This is a genomic window from Paenibacillus sp. CAU 1782, from assembly GCF_054551715.1.
This window is the reverse complement of record NZ_JBTOLL010000013.1, coordinates 105,863-125,049: the sequence shown is the minus strand read 5'-3', so window position 1 is coordinate 125,049 and position 19,187 is coordinate 105,863. Positions and strand designations below refer to the sequence as shown.

15 protein-coding genes are annotated in these 19,187 nt (G+C 49.3%); 2 read left to right on the top strand and 13 right to left on the bottom strand.

Annotated elements, in window-relative coordinates; genetic code table 11:
* Positions 1-26 precede the first annotated feature (26 nt).
* The 6 genes from ACX93W_RS20830 to ACX93W_RS20805 all read right to left on the bottom strand — a co-directional run bounded on the left by ACX93W_RS20830 (position 27) and on the right by ACX93W_RS20805 (position 6,475).
* A complete protein-coding gene (locus tag ACX93W_RS20830; protein ID WP_459394289.1) occupies positions 27-989 on the bottom strand; it encodes an ABC transporter permease in 963 nt (320 codons plus the stop codon).
* 282 nt (positions 990-1,271) lie between these two features.
* The gene (locus ACX93W_RS20825) at positions 1,272-3,563 is read right to left on the bottom strand and encodes a helix-turn-helix domain-containing protein (protein ID WP_459394288.1); all 2,292 of its coding nucleotides are present in this window, start codon (positions 3,561-3,563) and stop codon (positions 1,272-1,274) included.
* 95 nt (positions 3,564-3,658) lie between these two features.
* Positions 3,659-4,480 (bottom strand): glycoside hydrolase family 43 protein, encoded by an 822-nt coding sequence (locus ACX93W_RS20820; protein ID WP_459394287.1) that lies wholly within the window; start codon positions 4,478-4,480, stop codon positions 3,659-3,661.
* A 160-nt stretch (positions 4,481-4,640) separates the two neighbouring features.
* Complete coding sequence (locus tag ACX93W_RS20815) at positions 4,641-5,324, bottom strand: metal-dependent hydrolase (RefSeq protein WP_459394286.1); 684 nt, start codon at positions 5,322-5,324, stop codon at positions 4,641-4,643.
* 89 nt (positions 5,325-5,413) lie between these two features.
* Positions 5,414-6,049 (bottom strand): FMN-dependent NADH-azoreductase, encoded by a 636-nt coding sequence (locus ACX93W_RS20810; protein ID WP_459394285.1) that lies wholly within the window; start codon positions 6,047-6,049, stop codon positions 5,414-5,416.
* Between the two features lie 42 nt (positions 6,050-6,091).
* Positions 6,092-6,475, bottom strand: coding sequence for a tautomerase family protein (locus tag ACX93W_RS20805; protein WP_459394284.1), 384 nt, complete (start codon positions 6,473-6,475; stop codon positions 6,092-6,094).
* A 181-nt stretch (positions 6,476-6,656) separates the two neighbouring features.
* Between ACX93W_RS20805 and ACX93W_RS20800 the strand changes: the two genes are divergently transcribed.
* Positions 6,657-9,305 (top strand): tetratricopeptide repeat protein, encoded by a 2,649-nt coding sequence (locus ACX93W_RS20800; RefSeq protein WP_459394283.1) that lies wholly within the window; start codon positions 6,657-6,659, stop codon positions 9,303-9,305.
* A 192-nt stretch (positions 9,306-9,497) separates the two neighbouring features.
* Here ACX93W_RS20800 and ACX93W_RS20795 read toward each other — a convergent pair whose 3' ends face one another.
* The 5 genes from ACX93W_RS20795 to ACX93W_RS20775 all read right to left on the bottom strand — a co-directional run bounded on the left by ACX93W_RS20795 (position 9,498) and on the right by ACX93W_RS20775 (position 14,433).
* Entirely contained in the window at positions 9,498-10,865 is a 1,368-nt protein-coding gene (locus ACX93W_RS20795; RefSeq protein ID WP_459394282.1) for an MFS transporter, read from the bottom strand.
* Positions 10,858-11,343, bottom strand: coding sequence for a MarR family winged helix-turn-helix transcriptional regulator (locus ACX93W_RS20790; protein WP_459394281.1), 486 nt, complete (start codon positions 11,341-11,343; stop codon positions 10,858-10,860). Before ACX93W_RS20790 ends, ACX93W_RS20795 begins: the two co-directional genes overlap by 8 nt.
* A gap of 113 nt (positions 11,344-11,456) precedes the next feature.
* Positions 11,457-12,776, bottom strand: coding sequence for an amidase (locus tag ACX93W_RS20785; protein ID WP_459394280.1), 1,320 nt, complete (start codon positions 12,774-12,776; stop codon positions 11,457-11,459).
* Positions 12,777-12,874: 98 nt separating this feature from the next.
* Positions 12,875-13,843, bottom strand: coding sequence for an MBL fold metallo-hydrolase (locus tag ACX93W_RS20780; RefSeq protein WP_459394279.1), 969 nt, complete (start codon positions 13,841-13,843; stop codon positions 12,875-12,877).
* Between the two features lie 140 nt (positions 13,844-13,983).
* Entirely contained in the window at positions 13,984-14,433 is a 450-nt protein-coding gene (locus ACX93W_RS20775) for a GNAT family N-acetyltransferase (protein WP_459394278.1), read from the bottom strand.
* A gap of 388 nt (positions 14,434-14,821) precedes the next feature.
* Between ACX93W_RS20775 and ACX93W_RS20770 the strand changes: the two genes are divergently transcribed.
* The gene (locus ACX93W_RS20770; RefSeq protein WP_459394277.1) at positions 14,822-16,525 is read left to right on the top strand and encodes an RICIN domain-containing protein; all 1,704 of its coding nucleotides are present in this window, start codon (positions 14,822-14,824) and stop codon (positions 16,523-16,525) included.
* 212 nt (positions 16,526-16,737) lie between these two features.
* Here the strand turns inward: ACX93W_RS20770 and ACX93W_RS20765 are convergent, their stop codons facing one another.
* Positions 16,738-17,547 carry an alpha/beta hydrolase gene (locus ACX93W_RS20765; protein WP_459394276.1) on the bottom strand — a complete coding sequence of 270 codons (810 nt, stop codon included), beginning with the start codon at positions 17,545-17,547 and terminating at the stop codon, positions 16,738-16,740.
* 75 nt (positions 17,548-17,622) lie between these two features.
* On the bottom strand, positions 17,623-19,140 hold the full coding sequence (locus ACX93W_RS20760; protein WP_459394275.1) for a glycoside hydrolase family 43 protein: 1,518 nt from the start codon (positions 19,138-19,140) through the stop codon (positions 17,623-17,625).
* Between the last annotated feature and the right edge of the window lie 47 nt (positions 19,141-19,187).

Here is a 19,187-nt window from a genome sequence, read left to right as displayed (position 1 = left end):
GATTTCATTGCACCTCCAGGTTTTTACTACCACAAACTGCTGTCCGTATAACGTCTTGCCAGCCAATTCGCCGCGATAAGCAGAATCAGATTAATGACTGAATTAAACACTCCAATCGCCGTCGAAAAGCTGAAATTGGAATTGATCAACCCCACCTTGTACACATAAGTGGATATGATTTCGGATGTCGACATGTTCAAGCTGTTTTGCATCAAATAAATCATCTCGAAACCGACGTTCATGACACCGCCAAAGCTCAAGATGAGCAAAATAATGATGGTTGGCCGGATGGAAGGAAGATCGACATGCCAGATTCGCTGGATTTTGGACGCGCCGTCGATAACGCTGGCTTCCTGCAAATCTTTGCTAACGCCGGCTAGAGCGGCCAAATAAATGACAGCCGCATAACCCGTGCCTTGCCATATGCCGGTCCATACATAAATGGATTTGAACATGCCGGGAATGCCCATGAAGTTTATCGGCTCCAGCCCGAACAACCCAATAATCTGATTGACAATGCCGATCCGCGGATCAAGCACCTGCATCAAGATGCCAACAAGAACGACGGTGGAAATGAAATAAGGAGCATACGTCACCATTTGCACGGTTTTTTTGAAAAGTCTTGAGCGGGCTTCATTAAGCGCAACCGCGAGCACGATCGGTATCGCAAAACCGGCGGCGATGGAATATAAACTGATTGAAATCGTATTCAAAATAATTCGCCAGCTGGAAGGCGAGCTGAAAAACTGCTGGAAATGCTTTAGTCCCACCCACGGGCTCCCCGTAATCCCGTCCAGCACCCGGTACTGTTTAAATGCCAGCTGCACGCCATACATCGGAATATAATGAAAAATAACAATGTACAGCAGCGGCGGCAGCAATATGGCGTACAACTGCCAATGCGAGAAAAATCTCTTTTTTGTTCTCTCTAATCGTCCGCTTTTGACCAGCTTTTCCGGAGCTTGAATCAACTCTTGATTTGCACTCAATCTCGTTCCCCCTCTTTCATGCAGACAACGGCCGCCACGCCATCGTGAGCCTTGGCCCGTCGGTTGTGTCCCTTATACTAAAGACTCGGAAGCGCTTTGCCTACGTGCAATTCTTGAAAGCGCGTACACGTCCGTTTTTTGGCGTCCTGCCTACTTGCAACAGGTACGTACCTATTCGAAAATCACGTACATTTTTCACCCAACGCCGCATTTTTGCACAAAAAAAGCTGAAAACCCAGGGCGGATTTTCAGCATAGCGGCTGGATAACTTTCTTACTCGGCTCACTTCAATGCTTTTACATATTCGGTCGGCAATATGCCCATCACTCGTTTAAATGCTCTTCTGAAGGAATGGTCGCTTGCGTAACCGACTCCAAACGCAATTTCCTTAACCGACTTTTGCTCCGACGTCAGCAAATAGCAGGCATGCCGTATCCGATGCTGCTCCAGCAGCTCGGAAAAAGTTTTTCCCGTATGCTCCTTTATTAAGGTGTACAAATGCGCCTCCGTCAATTCAAAATGAGAGGCGATTTGATGCAAGGTCAAGTCATCATTCGAAAAGCGGGAAGCGATGTAGCGCTCCACTTCTTCGGCTAGTTGATGCTTCGCCAACTTTCGCTGCTCGTTAGCTGATTGGGCGCCATGCAGAAAAGCTTCCTTGATCAGCTCAAACTTTTCATGTACGCGAGTGGATTCCTGAATGTTTTGCAGCAGTCCCTGGCTGTACGCATCATTTGGATGATCCGGCAGGCTGCCGCTTCTGGCCAACGTTCCAAGCAGCAAATAAAACCATTGATCGATCTGGGTAGGCGTCAACTCGCGCAGCACTATATTTTCATCAAACAGCTTTTCCAGCAATTGCGCGGCTTCGTTTGCATCGCCGGATTTGAGACAGGCAATCAGCTTTAGTTCGATATCGACGGGATAATACAGATGCTGAATATCTTTAGGGATTTCATGGTAATAAAGAATCCGTTTCGACCTTCTGTACGCGGCATATTCCAGCGCCCGGGAAGCCTCCCCAAAGGATCGGTTGATATTGTGCAATCCGTCGCAATGTCCCCCGACCGCATAAAAAAGCGGCGCATCCAAACTTTGCGACAGGTGTTCGTCAAGCCTTGATACCTCGAATTGGATGCGGGATGGCGTTGCTTCCCCATTCATAGCCATGACGATAACCAGACTATTCACATCCAGATCGTAAATCAGGTCGATTGCAAAAGGCCCCTCCGCCAGCTTGCTCCTTACCATCATCTTGATCACTTCCGACTCCTTGAGCATATGCTCATTCACCGTTGTTGCGAAGTCTTCAATGCGGATAATAACGGCAGCAAATGCCTCTCCCCTGATTTCCTGGCGGATATGCCGGAGCTGGGTATCCACTTCCTTCTGTCCCGTTACTTCGCCATGCAGCAGCCTGCGGTAAAAGCTCATTCGAAGCAGCGGAAGCTGTTCGTCCATGTCCTTTTGCATCTGCTTGTTGGAATGGATCAAATCCCGAATTCGTCTGCTCAAATACCCATATTCATTACCTTCCTTCAGCGTTTCGCCTTCAAAAAAGTCGCTGATCGTGCCCATAATATCGCGCAGCGGCTTCGCATTCCGGTAAGCAAGCACAATCGCAACAATCGCGCCCAGAATAAGCGTTACAAACATGACGCCCAGCGTGACGGAGCGAATATAAGACACCTTGGACAATACAAAATCCGCCGGAATTGCGGATACATAGGTCCAGTTGTTAAGCGCGGACACCGTCTCGGACACAATAAACTTTTCGCCATGCGACGACTGGAAATAAATGCTGCCCGCCGGCCGTTCGGCCACTTCCCCCGGCGTCAGCCCCGCTCCTCCTACTTGGGAGATCAGCTGGTTGTTTTCGTCCATCACATAGACATAACCCTCTCCAGAAATATCAATTTGCCCCAGCATGCTTGAAATGGCGCTTTCCTTCAGCAAAATCAGAATGACCCCTTGAGGCTGGCCAAAATAATGAAGCATCACGGGACGGACAAACGCGATGACGGACTGTCCTTTATTATTTTGGTAATAGGTTCCCCCGGCAATAAAGGGGCTTTTCAGCTTGTTGCTCCACAGCAAATGATTAAATTCCGATATGGCCATATCGCCCAACGTGAAATTTTTGACATAAAAAGCCTCCATGTTGGGATACGCCCTGTCCGATGAAACAAGCCATTGGTTATCTTTAAAATAAACAAAATAGTCCTGAATAAAATTATTGGTTAAGCTGAACTTGGACGTTTTGGTCACGTAGTCATATATTTTGTAATAATCCTTTGATCCGCTATCAATCTGTTTAATATTCATTAACGTAATCAGCCGGTCATCCATGGAAAGCTGCTTGGAGATCGCGTCCACCTCGTCAAGCCGCACATCCATCATTTGTTTGGTCTGCTCCAGCAATGAATCGTTGTTACGGATGGCGTCCTCTCGCACGGTCTTGACGGCTTCTTTGTATACAAAGCTTCCAATAAGCAGAGGAATAATAAGCACCAGAATATAGGAGATGACCAGCTTGAATAACAGGCTTCTGTTTTTTACAAATCCATATTTCATCGCTTATGCCTCCGCCATTCAATGTAAGCGCTGTCTTTTCCCGACATTTACAGGGCCATCTCTTTTGTTACGAAAAGAGATAGCCCCGCGTCAACTTAAATGGCGAAAACCGCGCCATGCCTGATTCCTTTTGGCAGCTTCACCTGATCCCCGATATTTTCCCAGTTTTTCAGATCAGTAGAGCGATAAGCGCTGTAATAATGCTCCTGGAAGCCGTCAACCAGCATCATCCAGACCACTTGTCCGCCTTCAACGATGCTGTACAGCGTTGGGCCTTCAGTCAACGGAGCCGTCAGCAGATCCGAAATGTCGTGCACGTCGGGCCGGTCGCCGCCGCTTTTATCAAAAACGCAGGAGCGGATCGCCTTATAGTCGGTGCCAGGCTCATTGACTCCGCGCTCATCCTTGTACAGCATGTAATAATATTGCCCCATATCGGTAATACAGGCATCAATGACATTGTATCCGGGATCAAAAAACAGCGACGCTTCGGAAAACTGTTGGAAATCGCGGGTCGTCACGGACCAAATCCGGTGATTACGCGGACCATCCCCCACCGTGGAGGACCATACGATCCTGTAGGCTTTCGCCCCTTCATCATAAAAGGCTTCCGGAGCCCAAACATTTTGCGTCTGCGGCAGATGCTCCATCACGGGGATTAGCTTGGCATCCTCCCAGTTTTGAAGGTCGCTTGAGCAGGCATAACCCATGCTCCGGCTTCTCCAGCCGTCGGTCCATAACAGATGGTACACTCCATCTCTGTCCTGTATGATAAAAGGATCGCGAATTTGGGAGGAGCCAAGCCCGGAGGTGTAAACCGGCGCGCCGCCATTAAGTTCACTCCAATTGTAACCGTCTTCACTTTGGGCCAAATAAAGATGTTCGCCATCTTCCTTAAAGAAACTCAGCATGAGCATTCGGTTCGTCTCCCGTCATCTTGTTGATGGGGTGATTGTAACACAAAGAGCGCCAAAAAGCATATTAAAATGCTTCCTGATGCTCTTTGAATGCTCCTTGTGGCTCCTTGAATGTTCCTTAATCCCCCACCGCCCTCTCACAGCCGGACGCTGCCTTTACTCAAAGCTCAATGGCTTCGCCGGCTGTTAACGCTTTGCCCGTTCCTTGTTTCAAAAGGGAAACAAAATGGTGGGGGTCCTGTTCAATGGTCGGAAACGTATTGTAATGGATGGGCACAACACATTTGGCACGCAGCCATTCCGCCGCCAGCGCCGCGTCCTCCGGCCCCATCGTATGGTTGTCGCCAATCGGCAGAAAAGCTACATCAATGCTCTGGCGCTCGCCAATTACCTTCATATCGTAGAATAGCCCTGTATCCCCTGCATGATAAACGGTTTTCCCCTCTGCTGTAAACAGAATGCCCGTGGGCATGCCCGCGTACACAATCGTTCCGTTCTTCTGATTCACAACGCTGGAGCTATGAAACGCTTGGGTCAATTTCACTTTGCCGAACTCAAACGCATAGGCGCCTCCAATACTCATGGCATGGGTTTTGACGCCCTCCCAGCTAAGCAAATCCGCAAGCTCCGCCGACGCGATAACAAGCGACTGATTTCTTTTGGCGATTTCCACCGTGTCTCCGACATGATCCCCGTGGCCGTGGGTCAGCAATATGACATCGGCGGTTACGCTGCTTGCATCCAGATCAGTCTGCGGATTGCCATTCAGGAATGGATCAATCAGAATCGTGGTGCCTTTCGTTTCAATTTTGACAACGGAATGACCATGATAAGAAACCTTCATTGGTTAGACCTCCTTTTTTTAAAAGAAAACGGAGCCTCCATCCCCCGCATAGCGGAATGAAAGGCTCCTTGTTTATATTGAGGCGAACCTTAAAATTTCGCTGCCGCCTCGCGAGCTTTTACAATCGCTTCCGCCTTGATTTGGGGAGCGCGATCAGCCGCATACGACATGCCTTCCACAAACAGGTTTTGGAAATCCGTTACGCCAACAAAGGCCAATACGGTTTGCAAATGGCTGCTTGCATGCTCGCGTTCTGCAAATGGACCTTCCGAATAAATGCCGCCGCTTGCTTGGATGTGGAACGCTTTTTTGTTGTTCAGCAAGCCAACCGGGCCATTTTCCGTATATTTGAACGTTTTGGCGCGAACGCAAAACGAATCGATGTAGGCTTTTACAACCGGAGGATACGAGAAATTCCACATTGGCGTAACAAACACATATTTGTCAGCCGCTACAAACTCCTCGAGCAGTTGATTGAGCAGGAAAATTTTTTCTTTCTGCGCTGCAGTCAAATGGTCAAAAGAACCCCCTGCTTGCAGTTGTCCCCAAGCGCCCAGCACATCGCCGTCGATTTGCGGGATCGTCCGATTGTATAGATCAACGTGAATCACCTTGTCTTGCGGATTAGCGTCTTGATAAGCTTGTACGAATTGCTCGCCAACGCCAAGGCTGAAGGATGCCTCCACGTTGCCGGGATGTGCAGTAATATAAAGAACAGTTGCCATAATAAATCGTCCTCTCCGATGTATGATGAATTAAACAATGCCTTAGAGCATAAACGGTGCTATGCCATTGCCATACGACCAATTTTCTTTGGTGACTTCAACCAGATTGATAAAAACGTCCTCCGTCCGGATGCCGCATTGTTCATGCAGCCGTTCGGCCAATGCCGCATAAAACGTTTTTTTGATCTCGGGCGATCTTCCGGCATTCAGAACGATTTGCACAATCAGGAATCCATCCGATCTTTCAATATCCAGACAGTTGGGATCAAAGTCGAAGTTAACCCGGTCAAGCTCCTCGATGATGATGAAACGATCGTTGCCGGGGACATGCAATTGGTCTACAATCGTTTCAGAGACCACATTTTTAATCAGCGACTTCTCTTCTGCCGAACGCCCTTGCAGCGTTGTAATGCGCGTTAATGGCATTTTGCACTCCTCCTTTATGATGGTGTGGGGTTGATAGGTCTTATTGTATCTGCCGGGATGCGGAACACGAATGTAGGAGAGTTCGTATTTGTTCGTGTGTATTGTTTTAACTGGCGGCCCGGCTCGAAGTCAGTCGCTTTTCCTTGTAAAACCTATAACGATCAAGGCTCAGGTGATAGATATGAATCAACAACAAAACAGCTCAAAAGCTTGGCCCCATGATCTGATCTCTAAATTTCGTACCAGGCCCGCCAGGAGCAATCCAACTAAAAAAATGAGGCAAGTCGACCTGGCTAAGCTTGTTGGCGTTGACTCCCGCACGATTCAGCAATGGGAAAACGGCGACCGCATTCCCAGCGCCGTCAACTTGAAACGTCTGATCCAGGCTTTTCTGCATGAAGGGCATTTCCTGGAAAACGACGGAAAGAAGGAAGCGGAGGAATTGTGGGCTGCGGTAAAAAAACTAGCGGAGGCGCGCTCGGCGACAAATCGTCAATTCCCTGCCTTCGATAGCGAATGGTTTGAAACCTTGGCGGAGGTTGCGTCCTTTGCAGACGGTGATTCAACAGCTTCATCGAGCGAATACCGTACAGCCGGGCATCAGGCTTCAGATGAAGTACTGCCGTCAGGACTAGAGTCATCGGGGAGCGCTGTTGAAATAACAGCAACACCTAACCAATCCATTGGCACGAGAAACCAAGGGGCTGGCGGGTGGCAGAACGGCTTGCCGAGGTCGCCGGCCCATTTCATTGGCAGGAGCTCGACCTTATCTGAGATAAAGGCGCTTTTGACGGAATGCTCGCTCGTATCCATTCTGGGCTCAGGCGGAATCGGGAAAACCTCCTTTGCTATTGAAGCTGCTTCGGAGCTGGCGGACAAGTACCCGGACGGCATTTGGCTGTTTGAGTTCGCTTCCGTAACAGAATCCCTCCTGTTGAGCCCGTTTGTTTTGTCCGTGCTTGGCATTCAGAATCATTCCGGTCAAAGTGAACGCGAAACGATCCTTCGATTTATTTCCGGCAAAAAAGCGCTGTTTATTTTTGATAACTGCGAACACCTTGTTGATGAGATCGCGGCATTGGCTGATGAACTGCTTGCAAGCGAATCCGCGTTAAGCATTCTGGCAACCAGCCGGGAATCCTTGAATATACACGGCGAATATGTATTCCGGCTCCCTCCGCTAACCTACCCGGAGGATGACGGTACTGGGGCCGATACTTCCTTGGAAGAGCTGAAGTCCTTTGAGGCGGTGCAGTTTTTTATTGAAAAAGCGCACATAACGTCTCCCCGTTTCCAGCCTGACCTTCAGCATCTCAAGCTCATCGGCGATATTTGCAGGAGGCTGGAGGGCATACCGCTGGCGATTGAACTGGCCGTAGCCAGAATGAACATTCTGACACTGGAGCAAATCCAGGAACGTCTGGCAAACCTGCTGACCTTTCTCACTTCTGGAAAACGGAATGCCGCTCCTCGGCAGCAAACTTTAAAATCGGCCATTGACTGGAGCTATGATCTGCTTACGGAAAAAGAGCAGCTGCTGCTGAGAAGGCTAAGCGTTTTTTCCGGTGTATTTACGTTGGAGGCAGCGGAGGCCATAAGCAGCTGTACGCGGGGATCGTCGGAGCATCTTGAAATCATCGAGAGGAACGAACTGCTGGATTTGCTTTCGAGCCTGGTCAATAAATCTTTGATTAATATCCGCGCAAGCGAAGACGGATATTCCATGCGTTATTATCTGCTGGAATCCATCAGGGAATACGGAAACGAAAAGCTGCGGGAGGAAGCGGAGCCGCAATCGAGTCAAATCCTCTTTGAACGGCATGCCCGTTATTACAATACGCTGCTCGTCCAGGCCGAAAAAAAATTCCGGACCAGCGAGCGCGATGCTTGCCTGCGCGAAACAAGGCAGGAATATGCAAACTTGAGCGTGGCGCTGCGATGGGCTTGCCAGCAAACGGAGAACAAAGCTATCGGTCTTCATATCGCAAGTAATCTGTACTGGTTTTGGCTGCATGAGGGCAGGCTGAAGGAAGGTTCGCTCTGGCTGCGCCGCGTGCTGGACGGCTGCAGCGGAAGGCAGCACAACGAAGCGGCCGCCAAAGCGCTGCATGGACAAGGAGTCGTTCACTTTGTTTCGGGCCACACGGAGGATGCCTTGGACTCGGCGGCGCGCAGCATCACAATTTCGCGGGAATTAGAGCTTCCTTCGCAGTTGGCCTCATCTCTCCGACTTATGGCCTTTATCCATATCCATCGAGGGCAATTGGAGGAAGCCGAACCTTTTGTGCAGGAAAGCGTGGAGATTTCTCGGGGCACGGGAGAGCAATGGAATTTGGCGGGTTCCCTGCATGCCTACGGGAAACTGAAAATCGCCCAGGAGCAATACCAGGAAGCCATATCGCTCCTTCAGGAAAGCGTGTTTATTTTTGAATCCATTCAGGACAAGTGGGAGTTGTCCGGCCCTTATGAAAGCTTGGGCTACTCCGCGCTGAAGCTGGGCCAAACCCAGCAATGTCTGGATTATTTCAAAAAAAGCGTAGCAATCAGTCAGATCTATAGCGGGACATGGGTTTTGTCCCGGGGTATTGAAGGTCTTGCGATTGCGCTTTGTTCCAAACAGGCATACGCGGAAACAGCCATCTTACTGGGCGCCGCCGAGAAATGCCGCGAAGCCTTTGGCGGATCGGACGCTCCATATTACCCGGTGGAGCATGCTAAGACGCTTCAGCTTGTCCGAGCCAACCTTGGGGAACAGGAGATCGACGCGCTATGGGCAAAGGCAAAGGCATTTTCAAAGGATCGCATTGTTGCTTTTGCTCTGGAAGTATAGACGTGTTGCAGGGCTTCGGGAGCTGACGTGAAAGAAAGGGATCAAAAGAAATAATGGATGTGTAATCCACGTTCATAATATTCGACCTCAATCTCCCTTTTCGAAACTCTCATATTTTAAAAATGACACGTCATACAAGTTAATGTATTAATCAGACAGGTATCTCGGAACATTTCATTTTTAACCCTTAACTTACGCCGCTACACCAGCAACTGCTTTTCCGCGTAAAACAAACTGAACGACAGCCATCTGCAACAGTAAGGCGAAGGCCATGGCCAGCAAAACCCCTGGGAAGGCAACTCCCCAATCCAGCGCGGTTGTCGCCAATGCTCCCCCAATGGCGCCGGACAAAAAGTTGGTCATGCTGAACACGCCCATCCCTGCGCCGAGCTGCGCGGGAGGCAGCAGCAGGGATACAAGCTTAGACATGGATGATTGAATAAATACAACGCCAATATTGGGTAATATTAAAGCAACCGCCACTACCCATGCTCCAGCCCATGACAATCCGGCAAGCAGCACGAAACCAACAATCATCATCGATGCGGCCATCAATAATATCGGTATGCTGCCAAAACGATCTGTCCAGCGTCCGCCGATTCGCCCCATCAGCGCAGCAACAATTGCCGCCGGGAACAATACCAGACCTATTTTGTCCGATCCAAGTCCAAATGACGCTTTCAGCATAAGCGGAATAACAAGCATCATGCTGAACCCGGCCACGGATGACAGAAAGATGGCCAAAATCGCATATCGAAACGGGCCTTTCGTAAACAACGAAAGAGAAATGAAAGGCTCCTGCGAGCGTTGGCTTCGCATAATAAATGCGCCCATTAATAAGATGCAGAGCGCGCCATACAGCAACGCTATTGCCGTGCCAAAACTAGTGATGGTTAACATCAATAAAGATACAGCTCCTGCAAGCAAGACGGCCCCAATCATATCGATCCGCCCTGAACGGCGCGTTTCCGTCGGTAACGAACGCCGAAGAAATGGCAGGACAACCAATGTTCCCAAGGATAGCAAAAACAAAAATTTCCAATGAAGGCCACCCGCTACGATCCCCCCGATAATGGGGCCAATACCTGAAGACAGCGCGATGAATGAAGCAATAAGACCCATCACCGCGCCTCGTTTGTCGGGCGCAAAGTAACGCGCCGGAATCATCATAGCTAACGCCGGAATGGAGGAGGCTCCCGCCGACTGCACGATCCGGCCAACCAGCAGCCATACATACCCTTGCGACAGAAAGCCGATCAAAGAGCCCGCTGCAAAAATAAGGATACCGATCGTCATCAGCCGCTTCAGCGGAAAAATGTCCGCCAGCTTGCCATAGAGCAACGCCCCGATCGCATAAACCATGGCATAGCCCGTACTAACCCAGCCTGCAAGCGAAGAGGAAATCTGAAGATCTCTTGAAATATCAGGCAGCGCAATATTAAATACGGTCACGTTCATAACCGAAAATAACAAGAGACAGCCAAGCAAATAGATGATGCCTTTTCCTGGCTGTGAATGGTCATTGACCGAAGAAACAGGAGGTTTCCTTCCATTATCCATTGTGCTTTCCCTCCTCTTTTTGAAGCACCATGGCATGTATATTATTAAGCATTCGCTTGATAAAAACGAGGAACAGCTCGTATTCTTCATTGCTAAAACCTGTGCGTCCAATCATCATCAGCTTGTATAGGCGTTCTTTCACTTTTGGCACTACAGCTTTGCCATCCTCCGTCAAATAAAGATGGTTGCAACGCTGGTCCTCCGGCGATGTAACGCGTCTTACATAACCTTCTGCCTCCAGCTTATTAATCGCCTTTGCGGTTGTTGTTTTGTCAATAAGCAGCATCTCGCTTAGCGCCTTTTGCGTTATACCCTCCAATTCCGCTATTTCCAATAAAAAGATAAATTGCCCGCTTCCGATTCTAAATTGTGCTAGTTCATCGGAAATGACGATTTGGAGATGCCGATAAATCGCCGACACGTATTTATTCGCCGATTCAAATACAAGCGGCTTCTTCTCATCACCGTTCTGATCCATATTGATCCTCCTCGTTTCTACAAAAGAGAAATTAGCATGTTATTGCAACTAATTTTTGTGTAGATGGAGTATATCAATAATAGGATGTTATTGCAACTATATTTGATTGCTGTTTAATTACTCCGCTGCAATAGTTGTGCTATTGAAACCGCATGATGCAGCAGGATTTCGTCCTGCCCGAATTCAGCAATACATTGAAAACCAAGCGGAAGCCCTTCTACCTGACCTCCGGGTAGGCTGATTGTCGGCAATCCGGCATAGGTCCAGATCGCGGTCATGCCAGGCCAGCCGGTACGCTCGCCATGCGGCGGAGCTACGCCGCCTTGGGAAGGCGAAATCCAAAGATCGATTCCCTGCGAACGCCTGAATTCCGCGAGTTTATATCTTAGGCTCAATTGTCCCTTGCGATAACGATCCAGCTCTTCTTCACCAACCGTTTTTCCCTGCTGGATGGCTTGTTGTACCGCTTTTCCATATTCTTCGCCGTGCTCATTAAACCATTGTTCGTGCACCTGGGCCATTTCTGCCTGAACAAAACGAAGCATGGCATCCCCGCTAATGAACTCATCATCCCAAGGCATGGCGACAGATCGCACTTCATAACCTGCTTGGCTTAGCCTGGCCACCTGCTTCCGGAATGACTTTTGAACCTCGTCGCTCATAAACCTCATGTAGGTGCCGACAGGAATTCCAAGCACCGGCTTACGGTCCAGGTCAAGCTGTTCTCTTCCTTGCAAAGGCGATGTCCAACCGGGAATAAGATGCGGCGCAACCGCGGCCATTGAGTCAGCATCCGCAGTAAAAATTCCCGCAGTATCAAAGGAAGGCGACAATAATATAGCCCCATCCAACGGAATGCGGCCATAGCTTGGTTTAAACCCAGTAACTCCGCAGAATGAGGCAGGCGCCGTTACGGAGCGCAGCGTTTGGGTACCAATAGCAATCGGGCACATGCCGGACGCTACGCAAGCTGCCGAACCCGCGCTTGAGCCGCCTGAAGTGCGCTCCGGGTCATGCGGATTGCGGGTTGGAATCGGCCCGGCATACGCAAACTCCTCGGTTTCGGTTTTTCCGGCTATCCAGGCCCCTTGTTCGCGAAGTCTATGAATCAAGCTTCCTTCGCCACCCGTCAATACAGATGGCGGTAGAGAAGATCCCGCATTTGTCAGCAAACCGTCGGCATGAAACAAATCCTTAACGCCGACCGGCATGCCGTACAATGGCGGTTTTGCTTGACCCGCGAACCGGTTTCGTACCTTTTCAGACTCTCGCCGGATGCGCTCCTCTCTATTCTGTTCGTTGACAAAAGCACGAATTGTCGGTTCCGCAGCGCGGTAGCGTTCCAAGTGCCTATTGCATGCAGCGTCAACAACGCTTTCCTGATCCTCTGGCGAAACCTCCGATAACCTCCAGCTTTCCGTAAAAACAACCATTAGGCCCTGCCTCCTTCTGCTTTGTTTTGCCGAAGTCCCGCTAATTCAACAAAACGATGGCTCTGTGCCATCGCTTTGTGTTTTCATTCGTTGCAGCTTTATTGCTCCTCTGATTGATTGACCATGTCATAAACTTTACTTACATTTCCCTTAAAATAGCTCGTAAAGTACCACTCCCGGTACCTCTCCGGCACTTCAACTTCATCTATGCTTTTTTGGCTTCGAACAGCTTCCGTCGCTACAGCCATTATATCGTTTAAATACCCCTTTACCTCGTGAAGCTCTTGCATCGAACATACTCCGCCATGTCCCGGCACAATTGTTTCTACTTCCAGCAGCTCGATCTGCTCCAAAATCGTCAGCCAATCCTGAGGGGCCGCGTATGCCAAAACAGGGTGATGGTTGGAGACCACCAGATCCCCTATGAGAAGAATTTTATCCTCCGGGATATACACGATGGCATCGCTTTGCGAGTGTCCCCCTCCATATGTAATAAGTTGAATGGAGCAATTACTGCCATGGATCGTCATCTGCTGTTCAAACGTCATCGTTGGCAGCGATAAAACGAGATCGGGGAGAATTTTCGTAAATTCACGGTCCGTCGCATTTTCCCAGATCATTTCCCTTTTTAACTTTTCATCACTCTCTTGTTGAATTTGCTCTTGTAGTTCGTTAATGGCTTGATGGAACTGATCCGGATTCCCCTGGAATCGGGCCAGCCTGTCTCTGGCGAATGTATCCATAATATGACGGGTCGCCGATGTTGAAATGATTCCAGCCGAAGGGCTAAACACTTGATTGCCAGAGGTATGGTCACTGTGCCAATGCGTATTGATGACATAGGATACTGGTTTTCCCGTAAGATGCTCCGCCGCTGCTTTCAAATCCTCTGCGGCCTGTATGGTCGCGAATGTATCCACAACAACCGTTAAATCGCCCAGATCAAGAATCGTGGAATTGGACAAAGAACCAGTGCCTGGGATCGCAATTGCTGCAACGACACGATCAGAGATGTAATTCAGTTGAAAATGCTTGGAGCCGCTAAATGTTTCTATTCTATTTTTCATAGTCATCTCTCCCATCCAATATGGGAATACATTATATGCCAAATTCATGCGGTAGACAATGGCTTATTTCCAAAAAGCAGGATATAAAACCAACTCAGCCGAAAATCCAATCGAACAGTGCCAGCAGGCGGTAAATGTCTTTATGATCCCGCTACCATTGACATAAAAATATCTACGGGATCTTCGCTATCTACTTTAAACCCAAATCGTTCATATAGGCGCCTTGCCGGACTCCCTTGAAGAACATTTAAAGAGACACGTTTTCCTAAAACATAATTTTGTGCAAGGAAATACTCCAACACTTGGCTGCCAATGCCTTTACCTTGATAATCGGGATGAATGTAAAAATGCTCCACTAAGTAGCCCTCGGATGCCGGTTTGAAAGCAATACAACCAATAAATTCAGAATCCGATTTGATAATCCATGTATGTTCCGGGTCGAAGGAATCCCTCAAGCGCTGACGAACCTTTTCATCATTAAATCTGCCTAACCTTGTTAAGTCATCATAAAGCACGACCGCCCTTAAATTGGCAATCGCCTCAACATCACAGGATTCAGACTTATCAAGTGTAAAATTAAATTCGCTCATCTAACGTGCCTCATTTCCTTGTTCCAATCTTGGGCTTCATACTAGTAGTTTAACAAATAATGATTCATGGCGTGCGCCTATGCCAATATTGCTAGGGTTACGCAGGCGTTTATGCTAGCATCAGACAGGTTGTTTTCCCCCTTCCGCGGATAGTAAACTCACATTAATGAAAGCGCATACAAAGAAGATGCAACCTCCGCTAACCTTTTCTTCACTTCAACCCGTTCTCATTCATTCAAATTTGTTCTAGTCCATTCCAGTTCTTTCTAGTCCTTTCTAATCAATCCTTATCCTTTCTGCTTCCGGACAACCTGCTTCTCTTTTCTTTTGCCTGCGAACTTCCATGAATTCACATAAAAACTCTATTAAAAAGGAGCTGGTATGAAAGATGAAGTTGAAAAGCAGTCTGGCCGTAAAGTTGTTGCTTCTCCTTGCGCTATTGTTATCGCCGATGGCGTTAACCGGTGCTCCGGCGAATGCATGGGTGGGCATGCCGATGTCCAAGCTGCATGTGAGCGGCAACCAATTGGTTAACAGCAGCGGGCAGCCGGTTTTGCTAAGCGGTTGGCATCAGCCCTCCGGATCGTATTGGACGTATCAGAGCAGCAGCTATTACCTGAATCAAAACGGAGGCAATCGGCACGCAGCCATCTTGGCGTATTTGAAAGATATTACCGACACTTTTACGAGCACATCTCCCAAATACGGAAATAATCACGGCTGGTATATGAATCAAGTTCGTTTGTTTATCGACCGCGAGGACATGGGCGATGTTGCGGCCGGAACTTACAGCTTCTCCGGATTGCAGGCAGTCACCCAAAACGTCATTATTCCGTATATCGCCTATGCCAAAACAAAAGGGCTTTACGTGACGCTCGGCCTGGATTTCACTCTTTCCAACGATCGAGCGACAACCCCGGACAACCTTGCCAAATTCAATGAAATTTGGGGATACCTCGCCAGTCAGCCGGAAATTAAAAGCGCAGATAACGTTATGTTCGAGCTGATCAACGAACCGGTATTATCAGATGTAAACGGCGTATGGGGCGGACATCCCTCCCAGCCCAATTTTGCAGCCTATTGGAACTCGCTCAAAAACTTCCAAAACTCCTTAATCTCCACGATTCGAAGCAAAGGCGCGGATAATGTCATTTGGGCGGCGGGACTTGGCTGGGATCAATATTATCAGCTTTGCGCGACCTACCCGCTAACCGATCCTTTGAACAACATCGGTTACTCCGTGCACTGGTACCCGGGTTATGGCGCTGGCGACAATTTTGCGACCTTGCAGCAGCAGTGGGATACCAATATCAAGCCTTGCGCCGACAGCTACCCAATCAACATTACGGAGACGACATGGTTCAAAACGCTACCGGGAGATTCGGCTTATTGGAGCTTGTTTAACGGATCCAACGAAGGATTCGGCAAAAATACAAAAGCAATCTTTACAGCAGCCGGAAATGTCAGCATCGCTGTTCATATGAACGGATTTTTGCTTCAGCCGGGAACAAGAAGCTCCTTTGCGGACCCGACGGCAGGTCTATTATATGACGGCAATGCAGCTCGGGACGGCATGGCGCGGTTTATTTTCGAATGGTATTACGAGCGGGCGCAATTCAACCCTTGGAACGGCATATGGAACGGCATTTCGTCGGGATCCACATATAAGCTCGTTAACCGCGCAACGGGCAAAGTTCTTGAAGTTCCAGGCGGACAAAATACAACCAGCTTGCAGCTGCAGCAGTGGCCGGATAACAATGCAACGGCGCAGCGCTGGACGATTACCGATCAAGGCACCTATAACAACTTCTACAAGCTGCGCAGTGTCAGCTCAAGCGATAACAAAGTCATGGATGTGCGCAACGGGACAAAAAACAATGGCGAAGCAATCCAGCTTATGACCGATTTATCCAGCGCGGCCCAACAATTCAGGCTAATCAAGTTAAGCAACGGATATTGGAGCATCCTGAACGTAAACAGCAACAAGGCAGTCGAAGTGGCCGGAGCTTCAACGGCGGACGCAGCCAAAATTCAGCAAAATATGTATCGCGGCGATCTTCATCAGCAATGGAACCTCATTCAGATTAATTAAGGAACTTGCTTGTATTGAAAAAGAGTTTTGGGATGAACTTCTTAAGTGAATGTGTCAAGCCCATCAGACATGTCCGGCATTTCACTGTAAATAAAAAACTGCACTCCCTAAGCAGCTGTTCTGCTGCTGCGGGGTGCAGTTTTTATATAACGGCATGCGGACGATTGCAACATAGCCAACCTCCGTGCCGCAGCCTTACATCCGCTTGTTCGTTACGCTTGCGATTGATCCTTCTCCAAACGAGTCGACTGCTTGGACCATTCCAGCGCATCAACAATTTTGTCATTCCAAAACTCCCAGGTATGGCTGCCGGGCGATTCCCTGTACGTATGCCGTACCCCTTCATCCTTCAGAAATTGACCAAGCTCCCTGTTTACATCCAGCAAAAAATCCTCGGTGCCGCAAGCCATATAGATTTCGGGAACGGGAGAACCGCTTGCTTTTAAACGCCGAACAAGCGCTTCCGGGTCTTTGTCGCTGCCACGAACGGAGTCCAATTCTCCGAAGACGGCTCTGTAGTAACTATATCCCGCTATGCCGTTGTGAGTGCCGGGTTGAATATCGGCGACTCGATAAGATAGAATAGCCGATGACAAAGCGATGATTTGCCCAAATGTCTCCGCATAATGCAGGCCATTTCGGAGAGCGCCGTAACCGCCCATGGACAAACCGCCGATCAGTGTATCCTCCCGCCGATGGCTGATCGGGAACATCCGCCGGGTAAACTCAACCAGTTCCCTGCCGACAAATTCGCCGTATAAAGCCTCTCTTTCCACATCGTCCAGATAAAAGTGGTTTTCGCCTGATGGCATAAAAACGGCCAGACGGTATCGATCCGACAGCTCCCTTATCCGTGAATGGCTAAGCCAGTCCGTATAGCTTGCGGAATAGCCGTGCAGCAAATATAGCGCCCCAAGCGGCGGCTCTCCTTCCGGCGGCGGCCCGTCTAGCGGCAGCAGGGCATTAAAGGTCGTTTCTCTTTTTAAACATTTGGAAAAAAAGCTGATTTGAAGCAGTGCCATTTGCACTCATCTCCGTTTCAAGAAGGAATAAAAAACCTATACTGCGGCCTTCCCGGAATAAGACTCCGGTCCCCTCTATTCGCCGATTATTTTTGCGTATCGGAAATAGTCGAAGTCGGCGCTTCCGCCAGTCTCCTTTGTTGCGTATTGGAATAAGCCGATCCGGTAGCCCATAAAATGATCCAGCGTATATTTCATCTCCAGGTTTTCCCCCAGAGCCGTCCATTCGGTTCCGTCTAGAGAATACCAGAAAGTGGCGATGTCCTCGCTGTCCTTGAAGTTGAAATGAATCTTTAGATCAACTGCGGTTGCGGAAAGCGGAATAGACGCCAGCTCCTTTTCCTCTCCTTGGCCTCCATTAATGCACATCGCAATTTTTGCTTCGCCGTTTTCTCCCATTTTTACGCCGATTGTGCCAAAGCCGTTTTGCATCGCAACAAGTCCCGCATGGTCGCCTGGCTTCATAAGAGCCGTATCCAGCCGAACCGTTCCTTCGCAAGCCGGACCTTCCGTCCGTTGAGTCAGCGTATTGCGCGCCTGCAGCACGCTATCCGCAAGGCTTCCCGCAGTCAGCCTCAGAAAGCCCGGCCGCTCCGTCACGGACCAGAACCGGTGATCCGGATTGTGATTCCACTGCCAATTCAAGGCAAAGCGGTTGGAGGAGTAATGGAACTCGTCGCTGATGACAATCGGCCCCACCGGCGCGGGAGGCAGATTAACTTCAAACCGTTCCGGCACTTTGCCGTCGACGCCAAAAACCGGCCAATCGTCCTGCCAGGATACCGGAACCAGACACGGTATGCGCCCAACGGCGTCATGATCCTGAAACAACATGGCGTACCATTCATTTTGCGGTGTGTCGACAATGCCGCCTTGCGCCACTCCTTTATTGCGGTAGCCCAAATCATCGTCTAATACAATTTTGCGTTCGTAAGGACCCAGCAGTTCCCGTGAGCGGTAGCAAATTTGCCTGCGGCGCCCATTGCCGGTGCGCGGCCACTCAATAAAGAGCAGATAATAGTAGCCATTCAACCGGTAAGCATGGCAGCCTTCACACCGCAGCCCGATTCCTTCAGTCTCCGTCTGGAACAGAAGCTGGTTGATGCCTCCGTCCTTTACGGCAGAAGCGTCAGGCGTAAGCTCCGTTATGTAAATATCTCCGTTGCCATAAAAAACGTACGTCCGATCCCCGTCAAACAGCAGTCCGGGATCATGGCGAAGTCCGGGAATGACGCTGCGCGTCCACGGCCCTTGCTCGATATTGGCCGTTGTATACACATAAAAAGACCCTGTGTCGTTGCTGGAGAAGCAAACATAAAAAAGGCCGTTATGATACTTCAGGCTGGCCGCCCAGGAGCCTTTGCCGTAGATGTGCCGGCCGTTGCTCAAGTTATGGGCGTCATTGTCCTGAAACGTTTCATAGAGGTATCCCGCAATTTCCCAATTCATTAAATCCTTGGACTTCATGATGGGACAACCCGGCATGGAATGCATGCTTGTGCTAACCATGTAATACGTATCTCCCGCCCGAATGGGGTCCACATCCGGCACGTCGCTCCAAATAATGGGGTTGGTTACGATTGTTTTAGTCAAAATCAGATCCTCCTGCTTCATTGACATTCCAACTTTCACAGTTTCTT